This is a genomic window from Streptomyces winkii (genome assembly GCF_032248595.1).
GTDB classification, from domain to species: domain Bacteria; phylum Actinomycetota; class Actinomycetes; order Streptomycetales; family Streptomycetaceae; genus Streptomyces; species Streptomyces winkii.
Genome location: NZ_JASTTH010000010.1, coordinates 93,852 through 118,319 on the forward strand (window position 1 = coordinate 93,852; position 24,468 = coordinate 118,319).

A 24,468-nucleotide genomic window follows, 5' to 3' on the forward strand; every position below is an offset into this window, starting at 1 on the left:
TGGCGATGCCGGACGAAGAACAGCTCGTTGAGTACCTGAAGTGGGTCACCGCGGATCTGCACAAGACCCGGCAGCGCCTCGAAGAAGTGGAGGCCGGGCGACACGAGCCGGTGGCCGTCGTCGGTATGGCCTGCCGCTTCCCCGGCGGCGTACGCAGCCCCGAGGAGCTGTGGGACCTGGTGGCGGCGGGCGGCGACGCCGTCTCCGCATTCCCCACCGACCGGGGCTGGGACCTGGACGCCCTCGCCGGTGACGGCAGCGGCCACAGCGCTACCCTCCAGGGCGGATTCCTCTACGACGCGGGCGAGTTCGACCCCGGCTTCTTCGGCATATCGCCCCGCGAGGCCCTCGCGATGGACCCGCAGCAGCGGCTGCTGCTGGAGGTCTCCTGGGAGGCGATCGAACGCAGCGGCATCGACCCCGTCTCCCTCCGCGGCTCCCGCACCGGCGTCTTCGCCGGCACCAACGGCCAGGACTACGGGCATCTGCTGCTCGCCTCACGGGAGGACGTCGAGGGGCACGCCGGGTCCGGCACGTCCGCGAGCGTCCTGTCCGGCCGCGTCTCCTACAGCCTCGGACTCCAGGGCCCGGCCGTCACCGTGGACACCGCCTGCTCCTCCTCGCTGGTGGCCCTGCATCTGGCGGCTCAGGCCCTGCGGGGCGAGGAGTGCACCCTCGCGCTGGCCGGCGGCGTCACCGTCATGTCGACGGCCGCCGGATTCGCCGGCTTCACCCGCCAGGGCGGGCTCTCGCCCGACGGGCGGTGCCGTGCCTTCTCCGACGACGCCGACGGCACCGGCTGGTCCGAAGGCGTCGGCGTGCTCGTCGTCGAACGCCTCTCCGACGCACGGCGCAACGGCCACCCCGTGCTGGCCGTGCTGCGCGGCGGCGCCGTCAACCAGGACGGCGCCTCCAACGGGCTGACCGCCCCCAACGGCCCCTCCCAGCAGGCGGTCATCCGGGCGGCCCTGAACAGCGCAGGACTCGCGCCGTCCGACGTCGACCTCGTCGAAGCACACGGCACCGGCACCACACTCGGCGACCCTATCGAGGCGCAGGCCCTCCTCGCCGCTTACGGGCAGGGCCGCCGCACGCCGCTGTATCTGGGCGCGGTGAAGTCCAACATCGGCCATACGCAGGCCGCCGCGGGAGCCGCAGGCGTCATCAAGTCGGTGATGGCGCTCCGCAACGAGACGATGCCGCCCACCCTGCACGTCAACTCCCCTTCATCGCACGTGAATTGGGACGACGGCGACGTGCGGCTGCTGACTCGCGCCGTCCCCTGGCCCCGTACGGACGAGCCGCGCCGCGCCGGGGTCTCCTCCTTCGGCGTCAGCGGCACCAACGCCCACCTCATCGTCGAAGAGGCCCCCGACGCCGGTACGGCAGGTAAGCCCGAGGACGGCCTTCCGGCAGTCGCGCACACCGGGCCCGTACCGCTGCCGCTCTCGGGAAAGACGCCCGCAGCCCTCGACGAGCAGACGGAACGCATCCGCGACAAGGTGCGCGACGGCTCCGCCCGCGCCCTCGACATCGGATACTCGCTCGCCGCCTCCCGCTCCCGCTTCTCCCACCGCGCGGTGCTGCTCGCAGGAGAGGACGGCGTCGCCCAGGCCGCGCGCGGCGTGGCCTCCGCCGAACCGCCGGTGGGCGTGGTCTTCTCCGGGCAGGGCGCGCAACGCCTCGGCATGGGCCGGGAGTTGTACGCGCGTTTCCCCGTCTACGCCGAGGCCCTGGACGCCGCACTCAAGCACCTCGACGGACCCGTGCGGGAGGTGATGTGGGGCGAGGACTCCGACGCCCTGAACGACACCGCCATGGCACAGCCCGCGCTGTTCGCCACCGGCGTCGCCCTCTACCGCCTCGTCGAATCACTCGGCATCACCCCCCGGTTCGCCGCGGGACACTCCATCGGCGAGGTCACCGCCGCCCACGTCGCCGGGATCCTCTCCCTGGAGGACGCCTGCGCTCTGGTCTCCGCCCGCGCACGGCTGATGGGCGCGCTGCCCGCGGGCGGCGCCATGATCGCGGTGCAGGCCACCGAGGCCGAGGTCGAACCGCTGCTGACCGGGGGAGTGGAGATCGCCGCCGTCAACGGCCCGGCGTCCCTCGTCGTCGCGGGCGCAGCGGAACCGGCTCTCCGGCTCGCCGCCGACCTGGAAGCCCGGGGCCGCAGGACCTCACGCCTTCAGGTCTCCCACGCCTTCCACTCGCCGCTGATGGACCCGATGCTGGAGGACTTCCGGCGGGCCCTGGCCCGAATCACCTTCCACGAGGGCGAGTTGGAACTCGTCTCCAACCTCACCGGTGACCTCGCCGGCGAAGAGGTGCGCACCCCCGAGTACTGGGTGCGGCACGTGCGCGGAACGGTCCGCTTCGCCGACGGAGTCCGCACCCTGCGCCGCGCCGGAGCGGGCGTCCTGCTGGAACTGGGGCCCACCCCGGCGCTCACCCCCATGGCACAGGAGAGCCTGGAGCACGCCGAAGCACCCGGCGCCCCCGGCAGCCCGGCCTCCGGCGCCGGGACGCCCGGCACACCGGACGCCGATGAGCCCCGCGCAGACACGGAGCAGACCGACGACGGCGAACACCCCGTGCCCGTCGTCCCACTGCTGCGCAAGGACCAGCCCGAGGAGACCGCCGCCACAACCGCCCTGGCACGCCTGCACGTTGCCGGAGCCCGCGTCGACTGGCCCGCCTGGTTCTCCGGCACCGGCGCACGCCTGACCGACCTGCCGACCTACCCCTTCCAGCGCGACCGCTACTGGCCCTCGCCCCCCGAAGGCGCCGCTGCGGCCCCCCGGCCGCCCTGGGCGGTGCAGGAACCCACCGTCTACGGGGTGAAGTGGCAGCCCGCGCCCTCGGCAGCGCCCGCCGCGGCGTCCGCACGGTGGGCCGTCATCGGCGCCGACGAGTTCGACCTCGCCCACCTCCTCCACAGCGCCGGGCAGAGCGTCACCGCATACGGGGACACACTCGCCGGCGCCATGGTCGACGGCGGCGCCGTGCCCGACGTCTTCCTCGTGCCGCTGGTGGGCAGGCGGGACGCAGACGTGCCCGCCTCAGCGCACGAACTCGCCGCCCGCGCCCTCGCACTCGTCCAAGAGGCCCTGGAAGAACGGCGGTTCACCGGCTCACGCCTCGTCTTCGTCACCGGCGGAGCCTTCGCCGCCGACGGGGAGCAGGTCACCGACGTCGCGGCGGCCGCCGCGTGCGGCCTGGTGCGCTCGGCACAGTCGGAGAACCCGGGACGCTTCCTGCTGGTCGACATGGACCGCGCGGAGCTGTCCGGAGCGCTGCTGCCGTCCCTGCTCGCCCTCGACGAACCCCACCTGATGGTGCGCAACGGCACCGTGCACGTGCCGCGCCTCGCCGAACCGGCTGCCGCCGACGACGCCCGGCCCCGCCCCTGGAACCCCGACGGCACCGTCCTGATCACCGGCGGCACCGGCGGACTCGGCGCGGAACTCGCCCGGCACCTCGCGTCCGAACGCGGCGTGAAACACCTCCTGCTCGCCTCACGGCGCGGCCCGCAGGCCCCCGGCGCCGAAGAACTCCGAGCCCAACTCACCGCCGCCGGCGCGGAGGTGACCGTGGCGGCCTGCGACGCGGCCGACCCCGCCGACGTGGACGCGCTGCTCTCCCGCGTACCGGCCGAGCACCCCCTGACGGCCGTCGTGCACGCCGCGGGCGTACTCGACGACGGGCTCGTCGCCTCCCTCACCCCGCAGCGTCTGGCCGGCGTACTCCGGCCCAAAGTCGACGCCGCCTGGAACCTGCACCACGCCACCCGCGGCAACGGCCTGGCCGCCTTCGTCCTCTACTCCTCGGTGGCCGGCCTCCTCGGCGCCGCCGGACAGGGCAACTACGCCGCCGCCAACACCTTCCTCGACGCCCTCGCCGCGCAACGCCGCGCCGAAGGGCTCCCCGCGGTCTCCCTCGCCTGGGGCCCGTGGGCCGAGGCGGGCGGCATGACCGGCGCCCTCAGCGACGCCGCGATGGAACGCATCGCCCGCTCGGGCATGCCGCCGCTCTCGACCCGGCAGGGCATGGCCTGCTTCGAACTCGGTCTCGCACGCGAAGACGCCGTACTCGCGCCGCTGCACCTCAACACCGAGGCACAGCGGCGGCAGGGCGTGCCCCCGCTGCTGCGCGGCCTCGTGCCCGACGGCGCCGGCACCGGCGCCGCGGCCGCGCAGCCCTCGGGCGTCACCATGCTCGACCGGCTCGCCGGACTGGACGCCGCCGAACAGGAGGCAGCGCTGCGGGACCTCATCGTGAACACCTCCGCCGTGCTGCTCGGCCACCCGTCCGCCGACGGCATCGAACCCGAACGGGACTTCCTCGAGCTCGGATTCGACTCGCTCATCGCCGTGGAACTGCGCAACCAGCTCTCCGAGGTGCTCGGCGTGCGGCCACCCACGTCCGTCGTCTTCGACACCAAGACCCCTGCGCAGCTTGCGCGTTGGCTGATGGACGAGCTGCCCGGGCACGTCGCGCACGGCACGGGAGGCACGGCGCCGGACGGCCGGTCCGCCGCGCCCGCGGCCCACCACGGCGACACCCTGCAAGGGCTGTTCACCGAGGCCGTACGCTCCGGGAAAGTCCTCGAAGGGCTCCGCATGCTCAAGACCGTCGCCGCCCTCAGGCCCACGTTCGAGACACCGGCCGAGCTGGAGGAGCTGCCCGCGCCCGTCACCCTCGCCGAGGGCGACGCCACCCCGCGCCTGATCTGCATCAGCGCCCCCGGGGCGACCGCAGGCGTGCACATGTACGCCCGTATGGCGGCCCGCCTCCGCGGCAAGCGGCACGTCTCGGCCCTGCCGCTCGTCGGCTTCGCCGAGGGGGAGATGCTTCCCGCGACCACCGAGGCCGCGGCGCGCGTCGTCGCCGAGTCCATCCTGCACGCCAGCGACGGCGAGCCGTTCGTGCTGGTCGGGCACTCCTCGGGCGGCACCCTCGCCTACTTCGCCGCCGCGGTGCTGGAGGAGGCCTGGGACGTGCGGCCCGAAGCCGTCGTCATGCTCGACACCCTCAGCCTCCGCTACGACAGCCACGAAGGCATGGACTTCGACGCCGTCACCACCAACTACTTCAACACCATGGATTCCCCGGCCGTCAGCATGAACAGCGCCAAGCTGTCCGCGATGGCGCACTGGTTCATCAAGATGACCGACATCGGCCTTGAGACCGGCGTGCCCAAACTGCTGGTCCGCTGCGGCAAGGAAGTGGACGGCACCGACTTCGAGACGTCCACGACATCCTCGGCCCCTCCCGTCTCCGTGCCCGCCGACGACGTACGCGTCGTGGCGACCGACCACATGGCCATGGTCAAGGAGGACTCCGCCATGACCGCCGACGTCATCGAGGACTGGCTCGGCACCCTCGCCCGGCCCTGACGGTGACGGCGGCCCACGCGGACCGCCCGCCCTGCCAACACGCCCGCCCTCAGGAGGCCCACGCATGACACCCGCAGCTGAATCCGCCGTCGGATCCGCAGCCGAACTGCCCACGCTCGAAGAGGAACAGCCCGCCATCCTCACGCTCTCCGAGCTGCGCCTGAGCCTCCAGGCGAAGGCGCCCGTGTGCCGCATACGCACACCCGCGGGCGACGAGGGATGGATCGTCACCCGCCACGCCGAGGTCAAGGCCCTGCTCCAGGACGACAGGCTTGCCCGTACCCACGCAGACCCCGAGAACGCACCCCGCTACATCCGCAACCCGATGCTGGACATGCTCATCACCAGCGCCGACCCGCAGGCGGAGCGCGAGTCCCACGAAGCCAAGAGGGTCCTCTACACCAAGAGCTTCGCCGCCCGGAAGGTACTGGACCACCGCAGCAGGGTCGACGCCATCGCCGAGCAGCGCATCGACGCCATCCTCGACAAGGGCCGCCCCGCCGACCTGCACGCCGACTTCTCCATGCCGTACTCGCAGCAGGCGCTGTGCGACATGATCGGCATCCCGCCCGGGGACCGCGAGGAGCTGCTGGCCCGCATGGACGGCGCCCGCGAGGTCGACCGCGGCGACGAGAGCACCCCCGCGGGCGGGGAACAACCCGGGCAGGACGGCTCCGGAGACGACGACGAGATGGCCGCCCTCTTCGGCTACGCCGCCCGCATCGGCGCACGCAAACGCAGCGAACCCACCGACGACGTCATCTCACGCTTCATAGAGTCGGGCCTCAGCGACGACGAAATCGGCCTGCACACCGTGACGTTGCTCTTCACCGGGCTCGCCGGGGTCGCCAGCCACATCGACTTCGGGACGCTGCTGCTGGCCACCAACCCCGAGCAGCGCGCGGCGGCGATGGACGACCCGGAGATCATGGCCCGCGCCGTCGACGAGGTGCTGCGCGCCACCGTGGGCAGCCCCGTCCTGCCCCGCTACGCCCACGAGGACATCGAGATCGCCGGCGAGACGATCCGTGTCGGAGACCTGGTGCTTCTCGACTTCTCCCTCGCCAACTTCGACCCCCGCGTCTTCGACCGCCCCGGCGAGTTCGACGTCACCCGCACCCCGAACCCCCACTTCACCTTCGGGCACGGAATGCGGCACTGCACCGGGGCGCCGCTGGTGCGGATCCTGCTCCAGTCCGCGTACACGACGCTCTTCGACCGGCTGCCCGGACTCCGGCTGGCCGTTCCGGAGAGCGAACTGCGCCCGCACCCGGGAGGCCGTCTCGCAGGCGGCCTCGCCGAACTGCCCATCACCTGGTAGCCGTCGGGCTGCCGGAGGGGAGCCTGGCATGACCGCAGTGGACGATGTACGCGGTCCCCTGGCCGACGATCGGCCCGCCCGTGAGCGGACCGCGCCGCCCGGCATCCGGCAGCACGTCGAGCGACTGCGGGAGGTGCGCCGTCAGGCGCTGGACGGCCCCGGCGAGGCCGCCACCCGCGCCCAGCACGAACGCGGCAGGCTGACGGTTCGCGAACGCCTCGGACTGCTCCTGGACGAGGGCTCGTTCCAGGAGCTGGAGCCGCTGCGGCGCCACCGCGCCGGCGGCCTCGGCCTGGAGGACGAGCGTCCGCGTACCGACGGCGTCGTCACCGGACGCGGCACCGTCGACGGGCGCCCCGTCTTCGTCCGCGCCCACGACTTCCGCTGCCTCGGCGGCTCCCTGGGAGCAGCCCACGCGGAGAAGATCCACCGCCTCATGGACCTCGCGGAAGCGGCCGGCGCGCCCCTGGTCGACATCGGCGACAGCGCGGGCGCCCGCATACAGGAGGGAGCGACGGCGCTGGCCGGATACGGCGGCATCTTCCGCCGCCAGGTCCGCTCGTCGGGCATGATCCCGCAGATCAGCGTCGTCCTCGGCCCGTGCGCCGGGGGAGCGGCCTACGCGTCCGCCCTCAGCGACTTCGTGTTCGCCGTACGCGGCGTATCCCGCATGTACGTCACGGGGCCGGACGTGGTGCGCACCGTGACGGGGGAGGAGACCACCCACGAGGATCTCGGCGGCGCCGACGTCCACGGACGGACAAGCGGCCTCGCCCACTTCGTCCACGACGACGAGGAGAGCTGCCTCGCCGCCGTACGGCACCTGCTGAGTCTGCTGCCCGCCAACAACCGTGAACTGCCGCCCCGCGAGGAGCCGTTCGACCCACCCGGCCGCCGCACGCCGCGGCTGCTGGACCTGGTGCCCGCCGATCCCCGGCGGCCCTACGACATGAAGGCCGTCATCGAGGAGATCGCCGACGACGGCGACTGGCTCGAAGTGCACGCCTCCTGGGCGGCCAACGTGATCTGCGCCCTGGCCCGGCTGGACGGAGACGTCGTCGGCGTCGTCGCCAACCAGCCCTCGGTGCTTGCCGGTTCACTCGACATCGACGCCTCCGACAAGGCCGCCCGCTTCGTTCAGACCTGCGACGCCTTCAACATCCCCCTCGTCACCCTCGTCGACGTGCCGGGCTTCCTCCCCGGTGGCGGCCAGGAGCGCCGCGGCATCCTCCGGCACGGCGCGAAGCTGCTCTACGCCTACTGCAACGCCACCGTCCCGCGGGTCTCGCTGATCCTCCGGAAGGCCTACGGCGGCGGGTACATCGCGATGGACAGCCGCTCCGCGGGCGCCGGCATCGCGCTTGCCTGGCCGCACAACGAGATCGCCGCGATGGGAGCCGGCAGCGCCGTGGACGTCGTGCGCCGCCGGGAGATCGAGGAGGCAGCCGACCCGGCCGCGGCCCGGGCCGAGTTCGCCAAGCGCTACGAGCAGGAGCTGTTGCACCCCTGCCACGCCGCGGAACGCGGACTCGTCGACGACGTCATCGACCCCGCCGCGACACGGGCCGCACTGACCGGCGCCCTGGAGATGCTGCGCACGAAGCACGCCCGCCTGCCCGACCGCAAGCACGGCAACCCGCCGGTCTGACACGACGCGAAGCGAGCCGCCGAAGCCTCCGCACACCCCGACTGGGCTGCTGGCGGACCGAGTTGAGACCGTCGCGAGTGGCGACCGCCCGCTGGACCTCTCCCGTCTCTACCGCACAGGCCCGGCCCCGGAGCCCTGCTGCTCGCTCGTCGGCTCCGCCCCCGCACCCGCACCGCTGCCCGGGGCGTCCTGCCCCGTTTCCCGCCCCGGCGCACCGTCCGCACGGTCCAGTACGCGGGCCAGCGCATCGGTCAGCGCCCCTACCGCGTCCTGAACGCCCTCCGGGTAACGCCACGCGACGAACCGGTCCGGGCGGACCAGCACGGCTCCGCGCGGGCCGACGCCCCGGTGCGCGACCCACGCCGAGCGGGGGTCCAGGAAGTCGCCGTCGAGATGGCCGACGCGCACCGCCTCCAGGGGGACCTCCAGCGACTCGGCGGTCTTCTCGGCCGCGGCGACCCACTCCTCGCCCTCCTCCCCGGCGATCAGCAGAAACGCGCCCGGCCGCACCAGGTCCGCGACCGGCAGCCGCGCGCCCGCCGGGCTGTCCAGCCACGCGTGCGGCAGCGGCGCACCGGGGCGGGTACCGGGCCGGTAGATGCGGACGGGGTCGGGGTTGTCGGGCACGGGCGTACCGTCGGCGATGACGGCGTCCGACACCTCGTAGGTGTAGCCGTAGTCCAGGCCCAGCGCGTCGAACTCCATGGACTGGCCGGCGATCGCGCGCAGCGCCCGCACCCGGAAGGCCGTGTTCTCGGCGTTCTCCGCGTCCTCGACGTCTACCGCGCCGGCTGCCGCAGCCTCTGCCGCGTCGTCCTCCGCAGCGTGCTCACCGGGGGCGGCGGCCGGGCCGTCCCCCGGGTTCGCGCCCTTCTCCTCGTCTCCCCAAAGGCGGTGCAGCGCGGCCCAGTTGGCCTCCGGATCGCTGCCGGGGCCCATCCCCATCGCCTGCACGGCCATCAGATGGTTGACGGCGTTGTTCACCGCGTGCTGCACGTTCCACGCCGCGATGCGCTTGCGCTCGTCCTCGTAGCTGCCGAGCAGGCCGTCACCGGCGTGCCCGTGCAGCACCGCCGCGAGCTTCCAGGCGAGGTTGTGGGCGTCCTGCACCGCCGAGTTGAGACCGAAGCCTCCCGTCGGCGGATGGCGGTGCGCGGCGTCGCCGAGCAGGAACACCCGTCCCACGCGGTAGCGTTCGGCGACGACACCCTCCAGACGCCAGCGGGTGATGCGGTGGACCGACAGCTCGTGGTCCCGCAGCCCCAGCGACTCGCGCAGCTCCGCGACCACCGCCTCGTCGTCGAGTGAAGTGCTCGGCTCCTCCGAGCCGTTGAGGTGGACGACCCACTCCTCCGAGCGGCGGCCCCAGTTGCGGGGCCCCATCGGCACCAGGGAGACGCCCACGCCGGACTCCGGCAACCACAGCCAGCGCACCAGCACTTCGTCGTCCTCCAGCAGCTCCGACAGGTCGGCGGAGAAGTGGACGGAGACCATGCGGGCGATGTCGTCGGCCCCCTCCATGCCCACGCCCAGGGAAGGGCCGATGAGCCGGCCGCCGTCACACGCCAGCAGATACCTGGCGCGGACCCGGTAGGCAGAATCGCGGGATCGGTCCACGACGGTGGCGGTCACCCCGTCCTCGTCCTCCTCGAACCCCGTCACCTCATGCCCGAAGTGGACGCAGCCCGGGGCCAGTTCCTCAGCGCGCCGCCGCAGCAGCGGCTCCAGCCGTATCTGCGGCAGGTTCGCCGGGCGGCACGCGCTGGCCGCGGCCCACGCCGGGTTCGCCCCTCCCGCCCCCCATGCCTCGATCCTTCCGCACCGGCGCCCGTACTCCTCCCGGTCGCCCGCCAGCCCCGCGTACCAGCCGGCGTGCGACATGTTCTCCGGCGGAGTGCTCAGCTCGTACACGCTCTCCGCCAGCGCCACATCGCGGAAGATCTCCATGGTGCGCTGGCTCAGCACATGCGCCTTCGGCAGTACGGACGTCTCCGGTGACGCGCACGCCAGCCAGGTCCCCACTCCCAGGCCGGACAGCAGCATCGAAGCGGTCAGCCCCGCGCATCCCCCTCCGGCGATCAGCACGGGGACGTCGACGGCGGCATCCGCAGGCGCGGGGGGAACGGCCGAGTCGGACACGGGGGCCTCCTCACTGGGGACGTGCCGGCGAGCGTAAGGCGGCGGGCACTAGGTGATCGCTCAGTCTCCGGCGGCCGTCCGGCTGCACCCGGGCGGGAGCGGGCAGACATGGGCCGACGCGGCCAACCGTCCCGGGAGCCCGGCGACTAGGGGATTTCCGGAACGCGTTGCTGTGTACTGACCGCCCGTGCCGCCTGCCCTCCTGACGAAGGGGAGTACATGAGCGAACAGACCGAACGCCCAGGAGAGCACTCCCCGGGGGAAGAGCGGCGCAACGGCGAGGAGTCGGCCCTCGCCGGCATCTTCGGCCTCCTGCTGGACGTGGGCGTGCCGATCACCTGCTACTACGTGCTCAGCAAGGGAGCCGGCCTGAGCGTCATGGCCTCCCTGGCGTGGAGCAGCGTCATGCCGGCGGCCCGCACGTCGTGGAGCGTCTTCGTACGCCGCAGCACCAACCGATTCGCCCTGGCCGTCCTCGTCGTCACTCTCGTCGGACTGGTACTGAGCCTGTGGACGGGCGACGCCCGGCTGATGCTCGCCAAGGACAGCGGCGCCACCGCCGCACTGAGCATCGTCGTGCTCATCTCCACCCTCCGCGGAGCGCCGCTGATGTCGGCGGCGCTGCGGCCCTGGCTGGTGCGTGGCGACGCGGAACGAGGCGCCGCATGGGACCGGCTGTCCGCCTCTCCGGGCCGCTTCAGGACCGCCGAGCGGCGCTATTCGGTGGTGTGGGGCCTCGCGCTGCTGACCGAGTGCGTGCTGCGCGTCATAGGCGCCTACACGCTGCCCGTCGACTTCATGGTCTGGTTCGGCACGGTGATCCTCGGAGCGTGCGTGGCGGTCGCCGTCGCCGTCTCGGGACCGCTCGCCACCAAACCGATGGAGAAGATGATCACTGCCGAGGCCGGTGCCCGTACCACGGAGTCGGGGGCATCGCGCCGGTAGCGATCCACCGCGGACCACAGTGGACGGGGGACGGGCAGGCAGCCGGGAGAGCCTGAACGAGGCGTGCACGCCCGGGAGTCGGGGACAGCTTGAAGACGAGGGCAGGTTCCGCCCGCGTCGGCCCGCCCGCGAGAGCTACGCGGCGGGCTTCCGTGCGACGACCGCACCGTTGGCGCCCGCCGCCTCGAAGCGCACCACGTACGGGTCCTGGAAGCCCGCGTCGGTGAGCCACGACGCGTAGTCGGCCTCCGAGTAGTTCTGCCCCCCGGGGTGGGAGAGCAGCATGTTCATCCCCATCAGTGCCGCCGTCGACGGCCCGGTGCGCTCCGCGTTCACCAGCAGCTCGCACACGAGAACCGAACCGCCCGGCTCCAGGGCGTCCCAGCACTTCTTCAGCAGCTCGCGGTTGGCGGCCTCGTCACCGCAGTGGAGGACCTGGCTGAGCAGCATCACGTCGTGTCCGCCCGGCAGTTCGGGATCGGCGTTGAAGTCACCCGGCACCGCCGTGACTGCATGCTCCATACCGGCGGCCGCCACCTTCTCCCGCACGATGTCGCACACGTGGGGGAGTTCGTAGACCGACGCCTCAAGTCCCTTTGTGGTACGGCACAGTTCGATCGGAAAGCCGCCGGAACCGCCGCCCACGTCCAGCAGCCTGCGGTGCCGCGAGAAGTCGTACACCTCACCGAGGGCACGCGCCGTGTAACCGGCCAGCGCGTGCATCGCGTTCCAGAAGAAGTCCATCAGGAAGCGGTCCTCGTCGGAGGCGAAGACGCTGTCCTGCTTGTCGGAGTCGACGAACATCGGGCGGTTCGTGCGCAGCGACTGCACCACGTGCTGCCAGCCCGGATACATCGCGTAGTTGTAGAACTGGAGATATCCGCCGAAGAAGTACGGGCGCCCCTCGACCAGATACTCCTCGGACACGGGCGCGTTGCGGTACCTGTCGCCGTCCTTCTCCAGAAGCCCGATCGAGGTGAGCGCCGTGAGGAGGATGTCCGCGGGCCGCAGCTCGATGCCGATCAGCTCGGCGAACTCCTCTACGGTCACGGCCCGCCCGCCCGCGAGTTTCGTGAAGACGTTCAGCTCGACCCCGGCGGCGAAGGTCTTGAAACTCATGAAGCCGTTGGTGAGCTGCAACAGCGGCAACTGCGACGGTCCGGACCCGGCGTTCGTCATCTACACATCTCCCCGCACTGTGACGGTCCACGGACCTCGCTACCCGCCCGACGCTACGGCCGCGCCCGTTAGTGGAATCCCTACATCGGCTGGACCGGCCCCGGTCCAGCGTTGCGAGGGTGAGCCACACCTGAAATCCGGCCGCCGCCGGAGTGCTTCGTATGCCGTCGGGACGCCTGGTGCGCGGACGCGCCCTGCGCCGCCCCCCTTCCGCCGGTCCCCGCCCGTACCGTGCGGCCCGCTGTGCCCCCGGTCGTCAGGCGCGGCCCTCCGCATGCGCCTCGGCCGCCTGCATGAACCACTCACGCGCCGCCGCGGCCACCTGCTCCAGCGCACCCGGCTCCTCGAAGAGATGCGTCGCTCCCGGCACGACCTGAACCCGGTGATCCGGACGCAGCAGCCTAAGGTCGCCCTCCTCGGGAAGGCCGCGTCCTTGTGCGCTGGGCTGGGGCTCATCGCCAGTGACTGCCAGCGTCCGCTCCACCCGTGCCAGACCGTGTCGGGGCGGGGCCGCAAGGGCTCGTCGGAGACCACCTCATTCGCGCTCACTCGGGCACGGGCGCGGGTGCGGTCACGCCGCCTGAACGAGTTCGGCGCGGCCGAAGAGGATCGCGTAGCCGGAGGGAAGCCGCGCGAGTACGCGGTCGAGCAGCTCGGGGCCCGCCAGTTGAGCCACGACGCCCAGGACGGAACCGACATCCCAGCGGGTGGTGGCAAGCGTGCCGCCGGTGCGCACGGCCAGGTCCTTGACGAACGCCCACCCTGTCAGCCGGTCGAACTCGGGTGTCTGCGCGGTGAAAATCGCGGCGGCCTCGCGGGGGAGGCGGGCGGCGAGTTCCGCCCTCTCCTCTCCGGCGAGCCGGCGGCCGAGTGCGGTCAGAACGTCGCGGAGCGTCTCCTCCGCCCGCTCCCGGGTGGGGTAGGCGCCGTCGTAGCGCACGCGCTCCAGCATCTGCGCGTACGACATTGCGGGCGTGACGGTGGTGGTCGGCGTGACAGTCGTCGAGTGTCCCGACGAGTACGGCATGGGCGGGCTGCACCTTTCTTGTTTCTCGTTGTGGGATGGGCTGGTGTCCGTCGGCCGGTGGCAGCGCGGTCACCGGTTCTGCGGACTGTGGTCGTGGGACGTGGTGTCCTGGGGGCGGCCGAAGAGCAGGTCATAACCCGGGGGCAGTTGGAGCAGGACGCGGCGGGTCAGCTCCTCGCCTGCCGCGTCGGCGGCCACGCTGAGCACGGCGCCCACGTCCCAGGCCGCCGTCTGCTCGGTGGCTCCCTCGATCCACGCCGCAGTGGCCCGCACGAACCGCTCGGCGGAGAGCGGTTCGGCCGCCTGAAGAGGATTGAGCAGGATCAGCGCGAAGGTCTCCGGGAGCCGGGCGGCCAGCTCGGCCCGTACATCACCGACCAAGTGCGCCCCCAGCAGGGCGAGTACGGTGCGCGCCGCCCGGTCGGCCTCCGCATGGGTCGGGTACTCGCCGCGTTCCTGTACCTGCTCAAGGAACACCTCCCACCGTACGGCCACCATGACTGCCCCGTTCCTCCTTCCGGCTTGTGAGCGGAGGGCGCAGCGGCGAAGGGCGGGAGTTGCGGAGGGAGGGGAGAGCAGCCCGCCCTGCGCCGCTGCCGGTGAGGCCGTGCCTCAGGCCCGGATCTCCTTGCGTCCCGGGGACGCGCCGATGGCGATCTTGCGCGGCTTGGCACGCTCGGTGATCGGGACTCTCACCGTGAGGACTCCCGCGTCGTAGTCGGCGCTGATGTGCTCGGTGTCCAGCGTGTCGGCCAGCACCAGCTGGCGTGAGAAGACACCCAGCGGCCGCTCCGAGAGTTCCACGTGCGTCTCGTCGGTCTTGCTGAGGGGACGGCGCTCGGCCTGGACCGTCAGCATGTTCCGCTCGACGTTGACGTCGATGGCATCCGGGTCGACGCCGGGCAGATCGAGGGCGATGACGTATTCATCGCCCTCGCGGTAGGCGTCCATCGGCATCGACGCGGGGCGCGACCAGGTGCCGGATGTGCTGCCGAAGAACTGCTGGGCGAACCGGTCGAGTTCACGGAAGGGATCAGTGCGCATCAGCATCGTGAAAACACCTCCACTCCAGGTAATCCATGCCCATGCGCTGGTACCTGCCTCTCTTGTAACATGTCATCGAAACGATGACAAGCAAGCTCGTCATCCGACGGTTGACGATGCGGAGAGTGATCGCATGGCCGCACAGGATCAGGCATCGGCCTCCTCACCCAGCTCCTTCCTCGCCGCCAGAGCAGCGCTGGAGATCATCGAGGAAGCCGTCCGCACCGCTCAGACCCGGCGGCGCGAGGAGGAGCCCGGCCCCGACGCCAGCTCCGAGCAGGCTCTGGCCGCCCTCCTGCTTCTGCGCGAACTGCGCGATCAGCTCGCCGGATGGGAACCCAGGCTGATCGAAACGGCCCGTGAGGCCGGCGCCAGTTGGGCCGAACTCGCCCACCCGCTCGGCGTCGCGAGCCGCCAGGCCGCCGAACGCCGCTATCTGCGGCTGCGCCCCGGGGCCTCCGGGGCCAACGGTGAACAGCGCATCCGGGCCGTCCGCGATCGCCGCGCGGCCGATCGCACCGTCACCACCTGGGCCCGCGGCAACGCTGCCGATCTCCGCCAGCTCGCCGGGCAGGTCACCGCACTCACCGACCTGCCCGCCAAGGTCCGGACTCCCCTCGCGCAGGCTCTCGGCAGCAGTGATCCCGCCGCGCTCCTCGGGCCGTTGAACGGCGCCCGTCGCTACCTCACCGGCAGCCACGACGACCTGGCCGCTCAAGTCGACGCCCTCACCCGCCACACCGACGCGCTCCGGCAGGCCAGCGGCGAGGAGCGTCGTACGGCCACGTGACGCCCGGCGGTCCCGCGGCGGGCCGTACCCGCGTGGGTCCCGAAGCAGACCAGAGGTCAACAGCCCTGCTTCCGGGCTGTGTTCAGCTCTGAGCCGTGCCTACGCCGAACCCGCCGTCGACGTCCAGGACGGCGCCGGTGATGTACGCGGCCTGTTCGGCGCACAGGAAGGCCGCGGCGTCGGCCATCTCGGCGGGTGGCAGACCCGCTGCACCGGGTGCTGTTGCGGAGCATGGCGAACAGCACGCTGATGCGGTGGCGGCCGAGGCGGAGGAGGGCTTGAGTGTGGGTCTTTCGCGGGCCCGGCAGCGGTCGTAGTAGGTGCGGGGAGGCGGGTTCGTGCAGGGCGGCGAACGCGGACAGGAACATCGCGCGCTTGAACTGCCGGTTGCCGTTTCGCGTCGGTCTTGGCCTCGCCGGGATAGAAATCAGCGATCTGGCGCGTCGCCAGGCCGGGAGGTAGGCGACCTTGCATCCGGCGTTCCGGGCGACGGTCAGAGGCAGGGCGCCGATCGAGGCGAGCTGGTCCACGATCACCAGCTCGGTGTCGGACTTCGCGGCCAGTTTGTCGAAGACGGCCCGCAACTTCGGTTCGCTGTTGGGCAGTTGCTTGTCGAAGACCTTCTTGCCGGTCGGTGTGAGCCCGTGCCCGTGGTGGGCACGATCGCCGGACACGGTTCCCTGAGCACCACCCGACGCTACCTGCACCCTGATCACCAGTCTCACGAACTGGCCGGTGCCGCGCTCAAGGCTCATCTCCTCGCCGGCCGCACAGCTTCTGGCCCCCAAGTGGTCCCCAAGCCGCCCCCGCAACAGCACCCTGCGGATCGTGCGCTTACCCCGTGAGTGACACAGAAAAAGCCCGCTGACCTGGAGATTCTCTCTCCGTCAGCGGGCCTTACCGTGTTGTCGGGACGGCGGGATTTGAACCCACGACCCCTTGACCCCCAGTCAAGTGCGCTACCAAACTGCGCCACGTCCCGGTGCCGATCCGGCCCGGGTGCTGTGCCCGCGCCGCTCGCGCACGAAGAACAATACATGACGGCCGGCGATGCTCGCGCACCCCATTTCCTGGTGCGACGGGGCCGGGGCCCGCATGGTTTGGGCCGGGAGGCCAGGGGAACTGCGGCCAGGGTCCGCGAAGGTCCCCGAGGTCTGGAGCGCCAGCCGTGAGCCGGTCCCGCATAGTCATCGTCGGAGCTGGATTCGCCGGATACAGGGCAGCGAGGACACTTTCCCGCAGGTTCCGCGGAGCGGCGGAGATCGTACTCGTCAACCCGAACGACTACTTCCTCTACCTGCCCCTGCTCCCCGAGGTCTCCGCAGGGGTTCTGGAGCCGCGCCGGGTGTCGGTGTCCCTTGCGGGTACGTTGCGTGACGTGCGGCTCGTGCTCGGCGAGGTGAACGGGGTCGATCTCGCGTCGCGGAAGATCACGTACGTGGACCCGGAGGGCACGGGGGGAGAGCTGCGCTACGACCGGCTCGTACTGACCGTGGGCAGCGTGAACAAGCTGCTGCCCATCCCCGGAGTCGCCGAGCACGCGCATGGATTCCGGGGCATGCCGGAGGCGCTGTATCTGCGTGATCACATGACGCGGCAGATCGCGATGGCGGCGTCGAGCGAGGACCCCGCAGAAGCCGACGCACGCTGCACCTTCGTGGTCGTCGGTGCGGGCTACACGGGTACGGAAGTCGCCGCGCACGGAAAGCTGTTCACCGATTCGCTCGCCAAGCAGCACCGCCGGTCCGGCAACGGGCTGCGCGGTGACCGGCTGCCCCGCTGGATGCTTCTCGACATCGCCCCGCGCGTGCTGCCCGAGCTGGACGAGCGCCTGTCGAGGACCGCGCACCAGGTGCTGACCAGGCGCGGTGTGGAAGTACGTACAGGCATGTCGGTGAAGGAGGCCACGAAGGACGGAGTCCTCCTGGACGACGGGGAGTTCATCAACACCCACTCCCTGATCTGGTGCGTCGGCGTGCGACCCGATCCGCTGATCGAGGAGATGGGACTGCCCTCGGAGAAGGGGCGGCTGTGCGTGGACGAGTACTTGCAGGTGCCGGGCCATCCGGAGGTGTACGCGTGCGGAGACGCCGCGGCGGTGCCGGATCTGACGAGGCCGGGCCAGTACACGCCCATGACCGGGCAGCACGCGGTGCGGCAGGGGAAGGCGGTGGCGCACAACATCGCCGCGTCGTACGGGTACGGGGAGCGGCGTCCGTACAAGCACAACGACCTGGGATTCACCGTCGATCTCGGAGGGGTGCAGGCGGCGGCGAATCCGCTGGGGGTGCCGTTGTCGGGGCCTGTCGCCAATGCCCTGACGCGCGCCTATCACCTGTTGGCGCTGCCCGGGAACCGCGTACGCGTGGCCGCGGACTGGCTGATGGACGCGGTGCTGCCGCGGCAGGCCGTCCAGCTGGGGCTGGTGAGGTCGTGGTCGGTGCCGCTGGAGTCCGCGTCGCCGGAGCTGGCGCGCTCTCCGGGGTGGTCCTCGGGGAGTGGAAGGGCCTCTGAAGGGTGAGCGAGTTGTGCACAATTCCCGCTCTGTCCACAGAAAGTAGCGGGCCGCGACACTGAGTCACGACGGCGGGTTAGCTTGTCTTCGTTCCCGGCGAGAGACGCCGGGCCGGGTGCGAAGAGGAGGAGCTCATGCACGGGGGGCTGCCGTTCATCGGTGTGAGCGTGCTGGTCTACGGGGTGGTCGGAGCCGTCGCCATAGCTCGTGAGGCCCTGCGGCGGTGCCGTCGGGCACGGCCGTCCGGAGGCGCGGGGAAGGCGGTCGCAGGCGGAGCGGCGACGGGCAGCCGGGGGGTGACGGCATGGCCGGCGGCGTCACGGTGATCATCCCGGCGCACGACGAAGAGGCCGGTCTGCCCGCCACGTTGGAGTCGGTGCTCGCGCAGTCCGTGCCGCCGGAGCAGGTCATCGTCGTGGACGACGCGTCGCGGGACAGGACGGGCGACGTGGCGCGCGGGTACGGGGTGTCGGTGCTGCGTCCGCCGCGGAATCTGGGCAGTAAGGCCCGGGCGCAGAACTACGCGTTGCCGCACTGCTCGACGGATCTGGTGCTGGCGGTCGACGCCGACACCGTGCTCGCGAAGGACTACATCGAGCGGATGCTTCCCGCCTTCGACGATCCGCGGGTGGTCGTCGCGGCCGGCAATGTGCAGACGCGCTTCGCGCGCACCGTGTGGGAGCGGGGGCGCTCCGTGGAGTATCTCTTCGGGTTCCACTGGCACCGGCCGATCCAAGCGCGTGCCGACAGCCCCATGGTGTGCTCCGGCTGCTGTTCGGTCTTCCGCAGGCAAGTGCTGGTGGACTTCGGTGGGTTCCCGGAGCGGACGATCGTGGAGGACATGGACTTCACCTGGTCACAGCAGATCGCGGGGCGTCGCGCACGGTACGTGGGGGACGCGGTCGCCTGGGCTGCGGACCCGGAGACGCTGCTCTACATGCGCAAACAGGTCTGGCGGTGGATGGCTGGCTTCTGCCAGAACGTGCGCCTGCACACAGGGCAGTTGGTCCGCAGGAAACCGATGCTCGCGGTGTGGGTGCTGCTGGCGATACTGGAGATCCTCACCGCGCCCCTGTGGTGGAGCGCTCCGTTCGTCCTGACGCTCGGCTTGGGGCGTCCTGCGCTGCAGACCGCGCTGTGGTGGCTGGGTGCGGAGCTGGTCTTCACGCTGCCGCCGCTCGTGTACGCGGCGCGCAGACGCCGACTGCCGCTGGGACGCGTGCTGTTGAACATCCCGTGCGTCTATCCCGCGAAGGTCGTGAATCTGCTCTACGCCTGGAAGGCCGTGGCCGTCGAGCTCGTGCTGGTGCCGCTGCGGCTGTCGCGGGGCCTGACGGTGTACGAGAAAGGGAGAGGGCCGGTGGTCGCATGAGGCGCTCGTGTCCCGGCCCGCCCTCACTCGATGAGCGCGAGTCCCGCGTAGTTCTCCGCGAGTTCGGTGGCCGCGGCCCGCGAGGAGGCGATGCGGTCGAGCTGCGAGAGCTGCAATCGAGTGTCGAACGGGGACTGGTCGGGGGAGATGTGGAGCGTGGTGGTCATGAAGTACGAGAAGTGCTCGGCACGCCACACCCGGCGCAGCCGGTCCTCGGAGTAGCTGTCGAGGGCGGTGGTGTCCCCGGTGGCGTGATGCTGTGCGAACGCACGGGCCAGGACGGCGACGTCGGCGACCGCGAGATTGAGGCCCTTGGCCCCGGTGGGCGGCACGATGTGGGCGGCGTCGCCCGCGAGGAACAGGCGTCCGTGGCGCATGGGTTCGGTGACGCTGCTGCGCATGGGCAGCACGGCCTTCGACGTGATGGGTCCGCGGTTGACCTTCCAGTCGCTGTCGCCGCCGAGAGTGAAGCGGGCATCGAGTTCGTCCCAGATGCGTTCATCGGGCCACTCGGCGGGGTCGGTTCCGTTCGGCACCTGGAGATAGAGGCGGCTGACCAAGGGCGACCGCATGCTGTGCAGGGCGAAGCCGCGCGGCGAGTGCGCATAGATCAACTCGTCGCAGGCGGGAGGGGCGTCGGCGAGGATCCCGAGCCAGGAGTACGGATACTCACGCTCGTAGGTGCGGGCGAGCGAAGCGGGCAGGGCGCTGCGCGAGACGCCGTGGAAGCCGTCGCAGCCCACGACGAAGTCGCAGCTCAGCGTCTGCTCGCGGCCCTCGTGGGTGTAGTGGAGAACCGGCCGCTGCCCACCCGTACCGGTCTCCCGCGTTCCCTGCCCCGGGCCGCCGCCGTCGAGTCCGGCGACGGATGTGACCTCGGCGCCGAAGAGCAGGGGTGCGCCGTCGGAGAGTTCGGAAAGCTGGAGCGAGATGAGGTCTTTGACGATCTCCGTCTGGGCGTAGATCGTCACGCGGCGGCCGTCGGCGAGGGTGGGGAAGTCGATGTGCTGCGCCCGTCCGCCGAAGCGCAGCTCGATTCCGTCGTGCACCAGGCCCTCGCGGTCCAGCCGGGCTCCGGCTCCGCACTCGCGCAGCACGTCCACCGTCGTCTGCTCCAGCATGCCGGCCCGCTGCCGCTGTTCCACATACGAGCGGTCACGGCACTCCAGCACGACGTTGGCTATGCCCGAGCGGTGCAGGAGCCGCGAGAGCAGCAGCCCGGCGGGGCCGCCGCCGATGATGCCGACGGTGGTCTCCTGCGGTGGGCGGGCGGCCGGCCTGCCGGTGGCGTCGTCCGTCATCACCGGGCTCCGGAGCGGCGGGCGGGAGCGGTGGAGAGACGTATACCAGGGAGGTACATGCGTTGATCGTCTCAACGGCACGGCTGAATGACCAGACCTTACGGATCGCTGACATACGTCCCGGTTCGGCCTGTCGGGCACATCGCGGCCATAGCGTTGCCGCATGCGCGTACTGGTGACAGGCGGTTCGGGGTTCATCGGGTCTCACATCGTGACCGCTCTCGAGGCCGCGGGGCACGAGCCCGTGGTGTTCGACGCGGCTGACACGGACGTCGGAAGCCGAGGTGATGTACGGGACCCGGTGGCCGTGAAGGCGGCGCTGAGGGGGGCCGACGCCGTCTGTCACCAGTCCGCGATGGTGGGGCTGGGCAAGGGGTTCACGGACGCGTCCGCGTACGTGAGCAACAACGACCTCGGTACCGCCGTGCTGTTGGAGCAGATGGCCGAGGCCGGAGTGCACGGGCTTGCGCTGGCGGGCTCGATGGTGGTCTACGGCGAGGGGCGGTACAGCTGCGCGGCGCACGGCGTGGTGCGGCCCGGCCCACGGGCGGTACCGGAACTGGACGGCGGTCGCTTCGAACCGCCGTGCCCGCGGTGCGGTGCGGCGCTCGTTCCCGAACTCGTCGACGAGGACGCGCCGGCCGACCCCCGGAACGTCTACGCCACCACGAAGCTGGCACAGGAGCATCTCGCGGCTGCGTGGGCACGTGCTACCGGCGGCCGTGCCGTCAGCCTGCGGTACCACAACGTCTACGGTGACGGGATGCCGCGGGACACCCCGTACGCCGGGGTCGCGTCGTTCTTCCGCTCGGCGCTGGAGCGGGGCGAGGCGCCGCGTGTGTATGAAGACGGCGCGCAGCGGCGGGACTTCGTCCACGTCGACGACGTCGCGGCGGCCAACGTGGTCGCGCTGGAGGCACTCGGCGACCTGCCCGGCGGCGGGCTCCGCGCCTACAACACGGGCAGCGGAGAGCCGCACACCGTGGGGGAGATGGCCCATGCGCTGGCGGACGCCTTCGGCGGGCCGCAGCCGGTCGTGACGGGGGAGTACCGCCTCGGCGACGTGCGGCACATCACCGCGTCCTCCGAGCGGTTCCGCCGTGAGCTCGGATGGAGCGCGCGTGTTCGGTTCGACGAGGGAATGGCGCGGTTCGCGAAGGACGAACTCGCCGCTCCTGTACGTCAGTCGGTGGCGCTCTGAGCTGGCGCGCGGGCGCGCAGGTGCTCGGGTGGAAGTTCGGGTCGCTGATTGTCCGTCGCGTGCGGCGCGCTTAGGGCCGGTGGTGGGGGGGGGGGGCCCCCCCCCCCCCCCCCCCCCACACATGTTTCAATGCTGGCGCCCATGCCGTGGTGCGGCAACTTCCCGTACGGGTACGGGGGCGCAACCTCCAGCACGGGTCAGGGAATTCGCGTCCCCCGCGGCGAGCGATGAGCCGCCGCCCTGAGCATTACGCCGCCGCCCCGGCCGCCGCGGGCCCGAACACCCGCGCCGCCCCCCAACCGGCCCCGCGTCAGCGGCGGTTCAGTGTGCCGCCGGGAGCGTGACCTCGAAGCGGCAGCCGCCTGGGACGTTGCGGACGGCCGCGCGGCCCTTGTGGGCCTCGACGATGCCGCGCACGATAGCGAGGCCGAGTCCGGCGCCTGCGGGTGGCGTGCGGGCGTCCGTGCCGCGCCAGCCCGTGTCGAACACGCGCGGAAGGTCCTCCGGCGGGATGCCGCCGCAGCCGTCGGTGACCGACAGGACCACCGCGTCCTCGCCCTTCTCCAGTCTGGCGGCCACCGCGACCGTGCCGTCGGCGGGTGTGCGGTGGATGGCGTTGATGAGGAGGTTGGCCAGTACGCGGGACATCTCCTTGCCGTCCACCTCCACCGGGACCCGCTCCACGCCGTCGTTCGCCAGCCGCACCCCCGACTCGTAGGCGAGGGCGTCGGCCCCGGCGATCGCGTCGCTGACGAGGTCGTACGCGGAGATGCGGCTGGGGGAGAGCGCCAGCGAACCGGCCTGGATACGGGAGAGTTCGAAGAGGTCGCCGACCATCCCGGAGAGCCGTTCGACCTCTCCGCGTATCTGACGGTGGTAGCGGGACTGGTCCTCGGCGATGCCGTCCTCCAGGGCCTCGGCCATCGCGCGCAGCCCCGCCAGAGGCGACCGCAGGTCGTGCGAGATCCACGCCACCAGCTCGCGGCGGGAGGCCTCCAGCGCCCTTTCGCGTTCGCGGGACATGCTGAGCCTCGCGCTCGTATCGGCCAACTGGCGGGAGAGCGAGGCCAGTTCGGCGGGCATGGGTGTGGTGGGCTGCACGAATCCGCCCGCGGCGGAGGGCGTGCTGCCGTCCGCGGCCTGGGCCTCGCCGCGGGGGCCCGCGGCAACGGTGCCGGCGCGCACGCCACCGTTACCGCTCCCGAACAGGCCGCCGCGCCGGGCCCGGTGCACGCCACCGGACGCGCGGCCCGTGCCCGTACGGACGCGCGCCACGGCACTCGCGCCCGGGCCTGTATCCACATCCGTGACCATGCCTGGGCCAGCGCCCATGTCCACGCCAGTGCTCGCGTCCATGGCGTCCGCGGAATCGCCCGCCTCGCCCACCTCGCCGAGCGCCCGCGCCGCCTGTTCCAGCGCGCGGTGCCCGCCGATCACCCAGCGACCGAGGAGCAGCGCCGTGGCCGTCGCCGTCACGCCCGCCATCGCGCAGACCGTCGTGACGACGCCCAGGTCGTGCTTGTTCAGAAGCATCGCCCACGCCACCGACAGCGTCCCCGCGAGCACCGAGCCCACGGCCACCGCCGTGAGCACCGCGAGCGACACGGCGACCGACCGGCGCCGCAGGGCCCGCAGCGCGATCAGCCCGGCCAGTCCGACGGCCGCGGCTCCGAGCGCCGCGTACATGGCGATGAGCAGCAGGTCACGCATCACGGCCTCCACCACCGCCCGGCACGCCGTTTCCACCCGTACCGACGCCGCCGGGGCCGGCGTCACTGCCGCCTACGCCGCCGCCACCGTCACGGCGGCCTGCGTCGTCGTCGAAGCGGTAGCCGACGCCCCACACCGTCGTGATCAGCCTGGGATGTGCCGGGTCGGCCTCGACCTTGTGCCGCAGCCGCCGCACATGCACCGTCACCGTGGACAGGTCGCCGAAGTCCCAGCCCCACACGTCCGCCATGAGCTGCTCCCTGCTGAACGCGCGGCCCGGATGCCGCAGGAAGTGGGCGAGCAGGTCGAATTCGCGCAGGGTCAGCGCGAGAGGCCCGCGCGCGTCGAAGACCGTGCGGGCCGCCGGGTCGAGAGTGATGCCGCCCCCCGTGAGCAGCGGGCCCTCGGGCGGCGGCGCGCCCGCGCGCCTCAGCACCGACTCGACGCGAAGCACCAGTTCACGCGGGGAGAACGGCTTGGTGACGTAGTCGTCGGCGCCCACCTCCAGGCCGAGGATGCGGTCCTCCTCGTCTCCCCGTGCCGTCAGCATCACCACGGGCACCGGCCTGTGCTCGCGCAGCTTCCTGCACACCTGGAGTCCGTCGAGCCCGGGCAGCATCAGGTCGAGCACGACGAGGTCGGGCGGCGCGGCGTGCGCGCGGGAGAGGGCGTCGACGCCGTCGGCCGCGCGGTCGACGACGAAGCCGGACCGGTCGAGATAGCCCGCCACCACTTCCGTGACGGTCGGGTCGTCGTCCACGACCAGCACCCGGCGGGCCGGGGCCGAAGGCTGCGTTCGCATACGTGGAGTCTGGCACCGGGCCGGGCTCCGCGGCCTGGTCGAGGCGGCTGCGAGACGCCGATGTCAGTCTTCCGT

General features: G+C 71.8%; 16 protein-coding genes, 1 tRNA gene and 3 pseudogenes. 9 read left to right on the forward strand and 11 right to left on the reverse strand.

The window, feature by feature from the left end; all coding sequences use genetic code 11:
* The first annotated feature begins 5 nt into the window (after nucleotides 1-5).
* The 3 genes from QQM67_RS27370 to QQM67_RS27380 all read left to right on the forward strand — a co-directional run bounded on the left by QQM67_RS27370 (nucleotide 6) and on the right by QQM67_RS27380 (nucleotide 8,368).
* Nucleotides 6-5,399: a type I polyketide synthase gene (locus tag QQM67_RS27370; protein ID WP_314177549.1), complete on the forward strand. Its 5,394-nt coding sequence runs from the start codon at nucleotides 6-8 to the stop codon at nucleotides 5,397-5,399.
* A gap of 64 nt (nucleotides 5,400-5,463) precedes the next feature.
* Nucleotides 5,464-6,720: a cytochrome P450 gene (locus tag QQM67_RS27375; RefSeq protein WP_314177550.1), complete on the forward strand. Its 1,257-nt coding sequence runs from the start codon at nucleotides 5,464-5,466 to the stop codon at nucleotides 6,718-6,720.
* Between the two features lie 28 nt (nucleotides 6,721-6,748).
* Nucleotides 6,749-8,368 carry an acyl-CoA carboxylase subunit beta gene (locus QQM67_RS27380; protein ID WP_314177552.1) on the forward strand — a complete coding sequence of 540 codons (1,620 nt, stop codon included), beginning with the start codon at nucleotides 6,749-6,751 and terminating at the stop codon, nucleotides 8,366-8,368.
* A 108-nt stretch (nucleotides 8,369-8,476) separates the two neighbouring features.
* Here the strand turns inward: QQM67_RS27380 and QQM67_RS27385 are convergent, their stop codons facing one another.
* The gene (locus QQM67_RS27385) at nucleotides 8,477-10,507 is read right to left on the reverse strand and encodes an FAD-dependent monooxygenase (protein WP_314177554.1); all 2,031 of its coding nucleotides are present in this window, start codon (nucleotides 10,505-10,507) and stop codon (nucleotides 8,477-8,479) included.
* A 219-nt stretch (nucleotides 10,508-10,726) separates the two neighbouring features.
* On the opposite strand from QQM67_RS27385, the gene QQM67_RS27390 reads away from it, so the two are divergent.
* The gene (locus QQM67_RS27390) at nucleotides 10,727-11,452 is read left to right on the forward strand and encodes a VC0807 family protein (RefSeq protein ID WP_314177556.1); all 726 of its coding nucleotides are present in this window, start codon (nucleotides 10,727-10,729) and stop codon (nucleotides 11,450-11,452) included.
* Between the two features lie 135 nt (nucleotides 11,453-11,587).
* Here the strand turns inward: QQM67_RS27390 and QQM67_RS27395 are convergent, their stop codons facing one another.
* The gene (locus QQM67_RS27395; protein ID WP_314177558.1) at nucleotides 11,588-12,631 is read right to left on the reverse strand and encodes a methyltransferase; all 1,044 of its coding nucleotides are present in this window, start codon (nucleotides 12,629-12,631) and stop codon (nucleotides 11,588-11,590) included.
* Nucleotides 12,632-12,792: 161 nt separating this feature from the next.
* Between QQM67_RS27395 and QQM67_RS30740 the strand changes: the two are divergent.
* Nucleotides 12,793-12,858: pseudogene (locus QQM67_RS30740) on the forward strand (protein phosphatase); the annotation flags it as partial.
* A gap of 344 nt (nucleotides 12,859-13,202) precedes the next feature.
* Here the strand turns inward: QQM67_RS30740 and QQM67_RS27405 are convergent.
* The 3 genes from QQM67_RS27405 to QQM67_RS27415 all read right to left on the reverse strand — a co-directional run bounded on the left by QQM67_RS27405 (nucleotide 13,203) and on the right by QQM67_RS27415 (nucleotide 14,708).
* Nucleotides 13,203-13,658 (reverse strand): DUF2267 domain-containing protein, encoded by a 456-nt coding sequence (locus QQM67_RS27405; RefSeq protein WP_314177561.1) that lies wholly within the window; start codon nucleotides 13,656-13,658, stop codon nucleotides 13,203-13,205.
* A gap of 69 nt (nucleotides 13,659-13,727) precedes the next feature.
* On the reverse strand, nucleotides 13,728-14,156 hold the full coding sequence (locus QQM67_RS27410; RefSeq protein WP_399067751.1) for a DUF2267 domain-containing protein: 429 nt from the start codon (nucleotides 14,154-14,156) through the stop codon (nucleotides 13,728-13,730).
* Between the two features lie 114 nt (nucleotides 14,157-14,270).
* Nucleotides 14,271-14,708, reverse strand: coding sequence for an Hsp20/alpha crystallin family protein (locus QQM67_RS27415; protein ID WP_314177562.1), 438 nt, complete (start codon nucleotides 14,706-14,708; stop codon nucleotides 14,271-14,273).
* 127 nt (nucleotides 14,709-14,835) lie between these two features.
* On the opposite strand from QQM67_RS27415, the gene QQM67_RS27420 reads away from it, so the two are divergent.
* Nucleotides 14,836-15,492 (forward strand): type III effector protein, encoded by a 657-nt coding sequence (locus QQM67_RS27420; RefSeq protein ID WP_314177565.1) that lies wholly within the window; start codon nucleotides 14,836-14,838, stop codon nucleotides 15,490-15,492.
* 82 nt (nucleotides 15,493-15,574) lie between these two features.
* On the opposite strand, the pseudogene QQM67_RS27425 reads toward QQM67_RS27420, so the two are convergent.
* The 3 genes and pseudogenes from QQM67_RS27425 to QQM67_RS27435 form a co-directional block, all read right to left on the reverse strand.
* A pseudogene (locus QQM67_RS27425) lies at nucleotides 15,575-15,709 on the reverse strand (SDR family oxidoreductase); the annotation flags it as partial.
* 131 nt (nucleotides 15,710-15,840) lie between these two features.
* A pseudogene (locus QQM67_RS27430) lies at nucleotides 15,841-16,247 on the reverse strand (IS110 family transposase); the annotation flags it as partial.
* Nucleotides 16,248-16,400: 153 nt separating this feature from the next.
* Nucleotides 16,401-16,474 (reverse strand) — tRNA-Pro (locus tag QQM67_RS27435).
* Between the two features lie 186 nt (nucleotides 16,475-16,660).
* Between QQM67_RS27435 and QQM67_RS27440 the strand changes: the two genes are divergently transcribed.
* Both QQM67_RS27440 and QQM67_RS27445 read left to right on the forward strand, forming a co-directional pair.
* A complete protein-coding gene (locus QQM67_RS27440) occupies nucleotides 16,661-18,013 on the forward strand; it encodes an NAD(P)/FAD-dependent oxidoreductase (RefSeq protein ID WP_314177566.1) in 1,353 nt (450 codons plus the stop codon).
* Nucleotides 18,014-18,311: 298 nt separating this feature from the next.
* Nucleotides 18,312-19,379 carry a glycosyltransferase family 2 protein gene (locus QQM67_RS27445; protein WP_314177567.1) on the forward strand — a complete coding sequence of 356 codons (1,068 nt, stop codon included), beginning with the start codon at nucleotides 18,312-18,314 and terminating at the stop codon, nucleotides 19,377-19,379.
* A gap of 23 nt (nucleotides 19,380-19,402) precedes the next feature.
* Here QQM67_RS27445 and QQM67_RS27450 read toward each other — a convergent pair whose 3' ends face one another.
* Entirely contained in the window at nucleotides 19,403-20,680 is a 1,278-nt protein-coding gene (locus QQM67_RS27450; RefSeq protein ID WP_314177568.1) for a 4-hydroxybenzoate 3-monooxygenase, read from the reverse strand.
* Nucleotides 20,681-20,843: 163 nt separating this feature from the next.
* Between QQM67_RS27450 and QQM67_RS27455 the strand changes: the two genes are divergently transcribed.
* Nucleotides 20,844-21,881, forward strand: coding sequence for an NAD-dependent epimerase/dehydratase family protein (locus QQM67_RS27455; RefSeq protein ID WP_314177570.1), 1,038 nt, complete (start codon nucleotides 20,844-20,846; stop codon nucleotides 21,879-21,881).
* A gap of 321 nt (nucleotides 21,882-22,202) precedes the next feature.
* Here QQM67_RS27455 and QQM67_RS27460 read toward each other — a convergent pair whose 3' ends face one another.
* Both QQM67_RS27460 and QQM67_RS27465 read right to left on the reverse strand, forming a co-directional pair.
* Nucleotides 22,203-23,591 carry a sensor histidine kinase gene (locus QQM67_RS27460; protein ID WP_314177572.1) on the reverse strand — a complete coding sequence of 463 codons (1,389 nt, stop codon included), beginning with the start codon at nucleotides 23,589-23,591 and terminating at the stop codon, nucleotides 22,203-22,205.
* The gene (locus QQM67_RS27465) at nucleotides 23,584-24,393 is read right to left on the reverse strand and encodes a response regulator transcription factor (protein WP_314177574.1); all 810 of its coding nucleotides are present in this window, start codon (nucleotides 24,391-24,393) and stop codon (nucleotides 23,584-23,586) included. Before QQM67_RS27465 ends, QQM67_RS27460 begins: the two co-directional genes overlap by 8 nt.
* Between the last annotated feature and the right edge of the window lie 75 nt (nucleotides 24,394-24,468).

What these genes read in the sequence shown, in the direction of transcription:
- QQM67_RS27420 (WP_314177565.1), top strand. Translation starts at nt 14,836, where the DNA reads ATGGCCGCACAGGATCAGGCATCGGCCTCCTCACCCAGCTCCTTCCTC.
- QQM67_RS27410 (WP_399067751.1), bottom strand. Translation starts at nt 14,156, where the DNA reads ATGGTGGCCGTACGGTGGGAGGTGTTCCTTGAGCAGGTACAGGAACGC.
- QQM67_RS27370 (WP_314177549.1), top strand. Translation starts at nt 6, where the DNA reads ATGCCGGACGAAGAACAGCTCGTTGAGTACCTGAAGTGGGTCACCGCG.
- QQM67_RS27395 (WP_314177558.1), bottom strand. Translation starts at nt 12,631, where the DNA reads ATGACGAACGCCGGGTCCGGACCGTCGCAGTTGCCGCTGTTGCAGCTC.
- QQM67_RS27445 (WP_314177567.1), top strand. Translation starts at nt 18,312, where the DNA reads ATGGCCGGCGGCGTCACGGTGATCATCCCGGCGCACGACGAAGAGGCC.
- QQM67_RS27390 (WP_314177556.1), top strand. Translation starts at nt 10,727, where the DNA reads ATGAGCGAACAGACCGAACGCCCAGGAGAGCACTCCCCGGGGGAAGAG.
- QQM67_RS27415 (WP_314177562.1), bottom strand. Translation starts at nt 14,708, where the DNA reads ATGCTGATGCGCACTGATCCCTTCCGTGAACTCGACCGGTTCGCCCAG.
- QQM67_RS27405 (WP_314177561.1), bottom strand. Translation starts at nt 13,658, where the DNA reads ATGCCGTACTCGTCGGGACACTCGACGACTGTCACGCCGACCACCACC.
- QQM67_RS27455 (WP_314177570.1), top strand. Translation starts at nt 20,844, where the DNA reads ATGCGCGTACTGGTGACAGGCGGTTCGGGGTTCATCGGGTCTCACATC.
- QQM67_RS27380 (WP_314177552.1), top strand. Translation starts at nt 6,749, where the DNA reads ATGACCGCAGTGGACGATGTACGCGGTCCCCTGGCCGACGATCGGCCC.
- QQM67_RS27375 (WP_314177550.1), top strand. Translation starts at nt 5,464, where the DNA reads ATGACACCCGCAGCTGAATCCGCCGTCGGATCCGCAGCCGAACTGCCC.
- QQM67_RS27460 (WP_314177572.1), bottom strand. Translation starts at nt 23,591, where the DNA reads ATGCGTGACCTGCTGCTCATCGCCATGTACGCGGCGCTCGGAGCCGCG.
- QQM67_RS27465 (WP_314177574.1), bottom strand. Translation starts at nt 24,393, where the DNA reads ATGCGAACGCAGCCTTCGGCCCCGGCCCGCCGGGTGCTGGTCGTGGAC.
- QQM67_RS27450 (WP_314177568.1), bottom strand. Translation starts at nt 20,680, where the DNA reads ATGACGGACGACGCCACCGGCAGGCCGGCCGCCCGCCCACCGCAGGAG.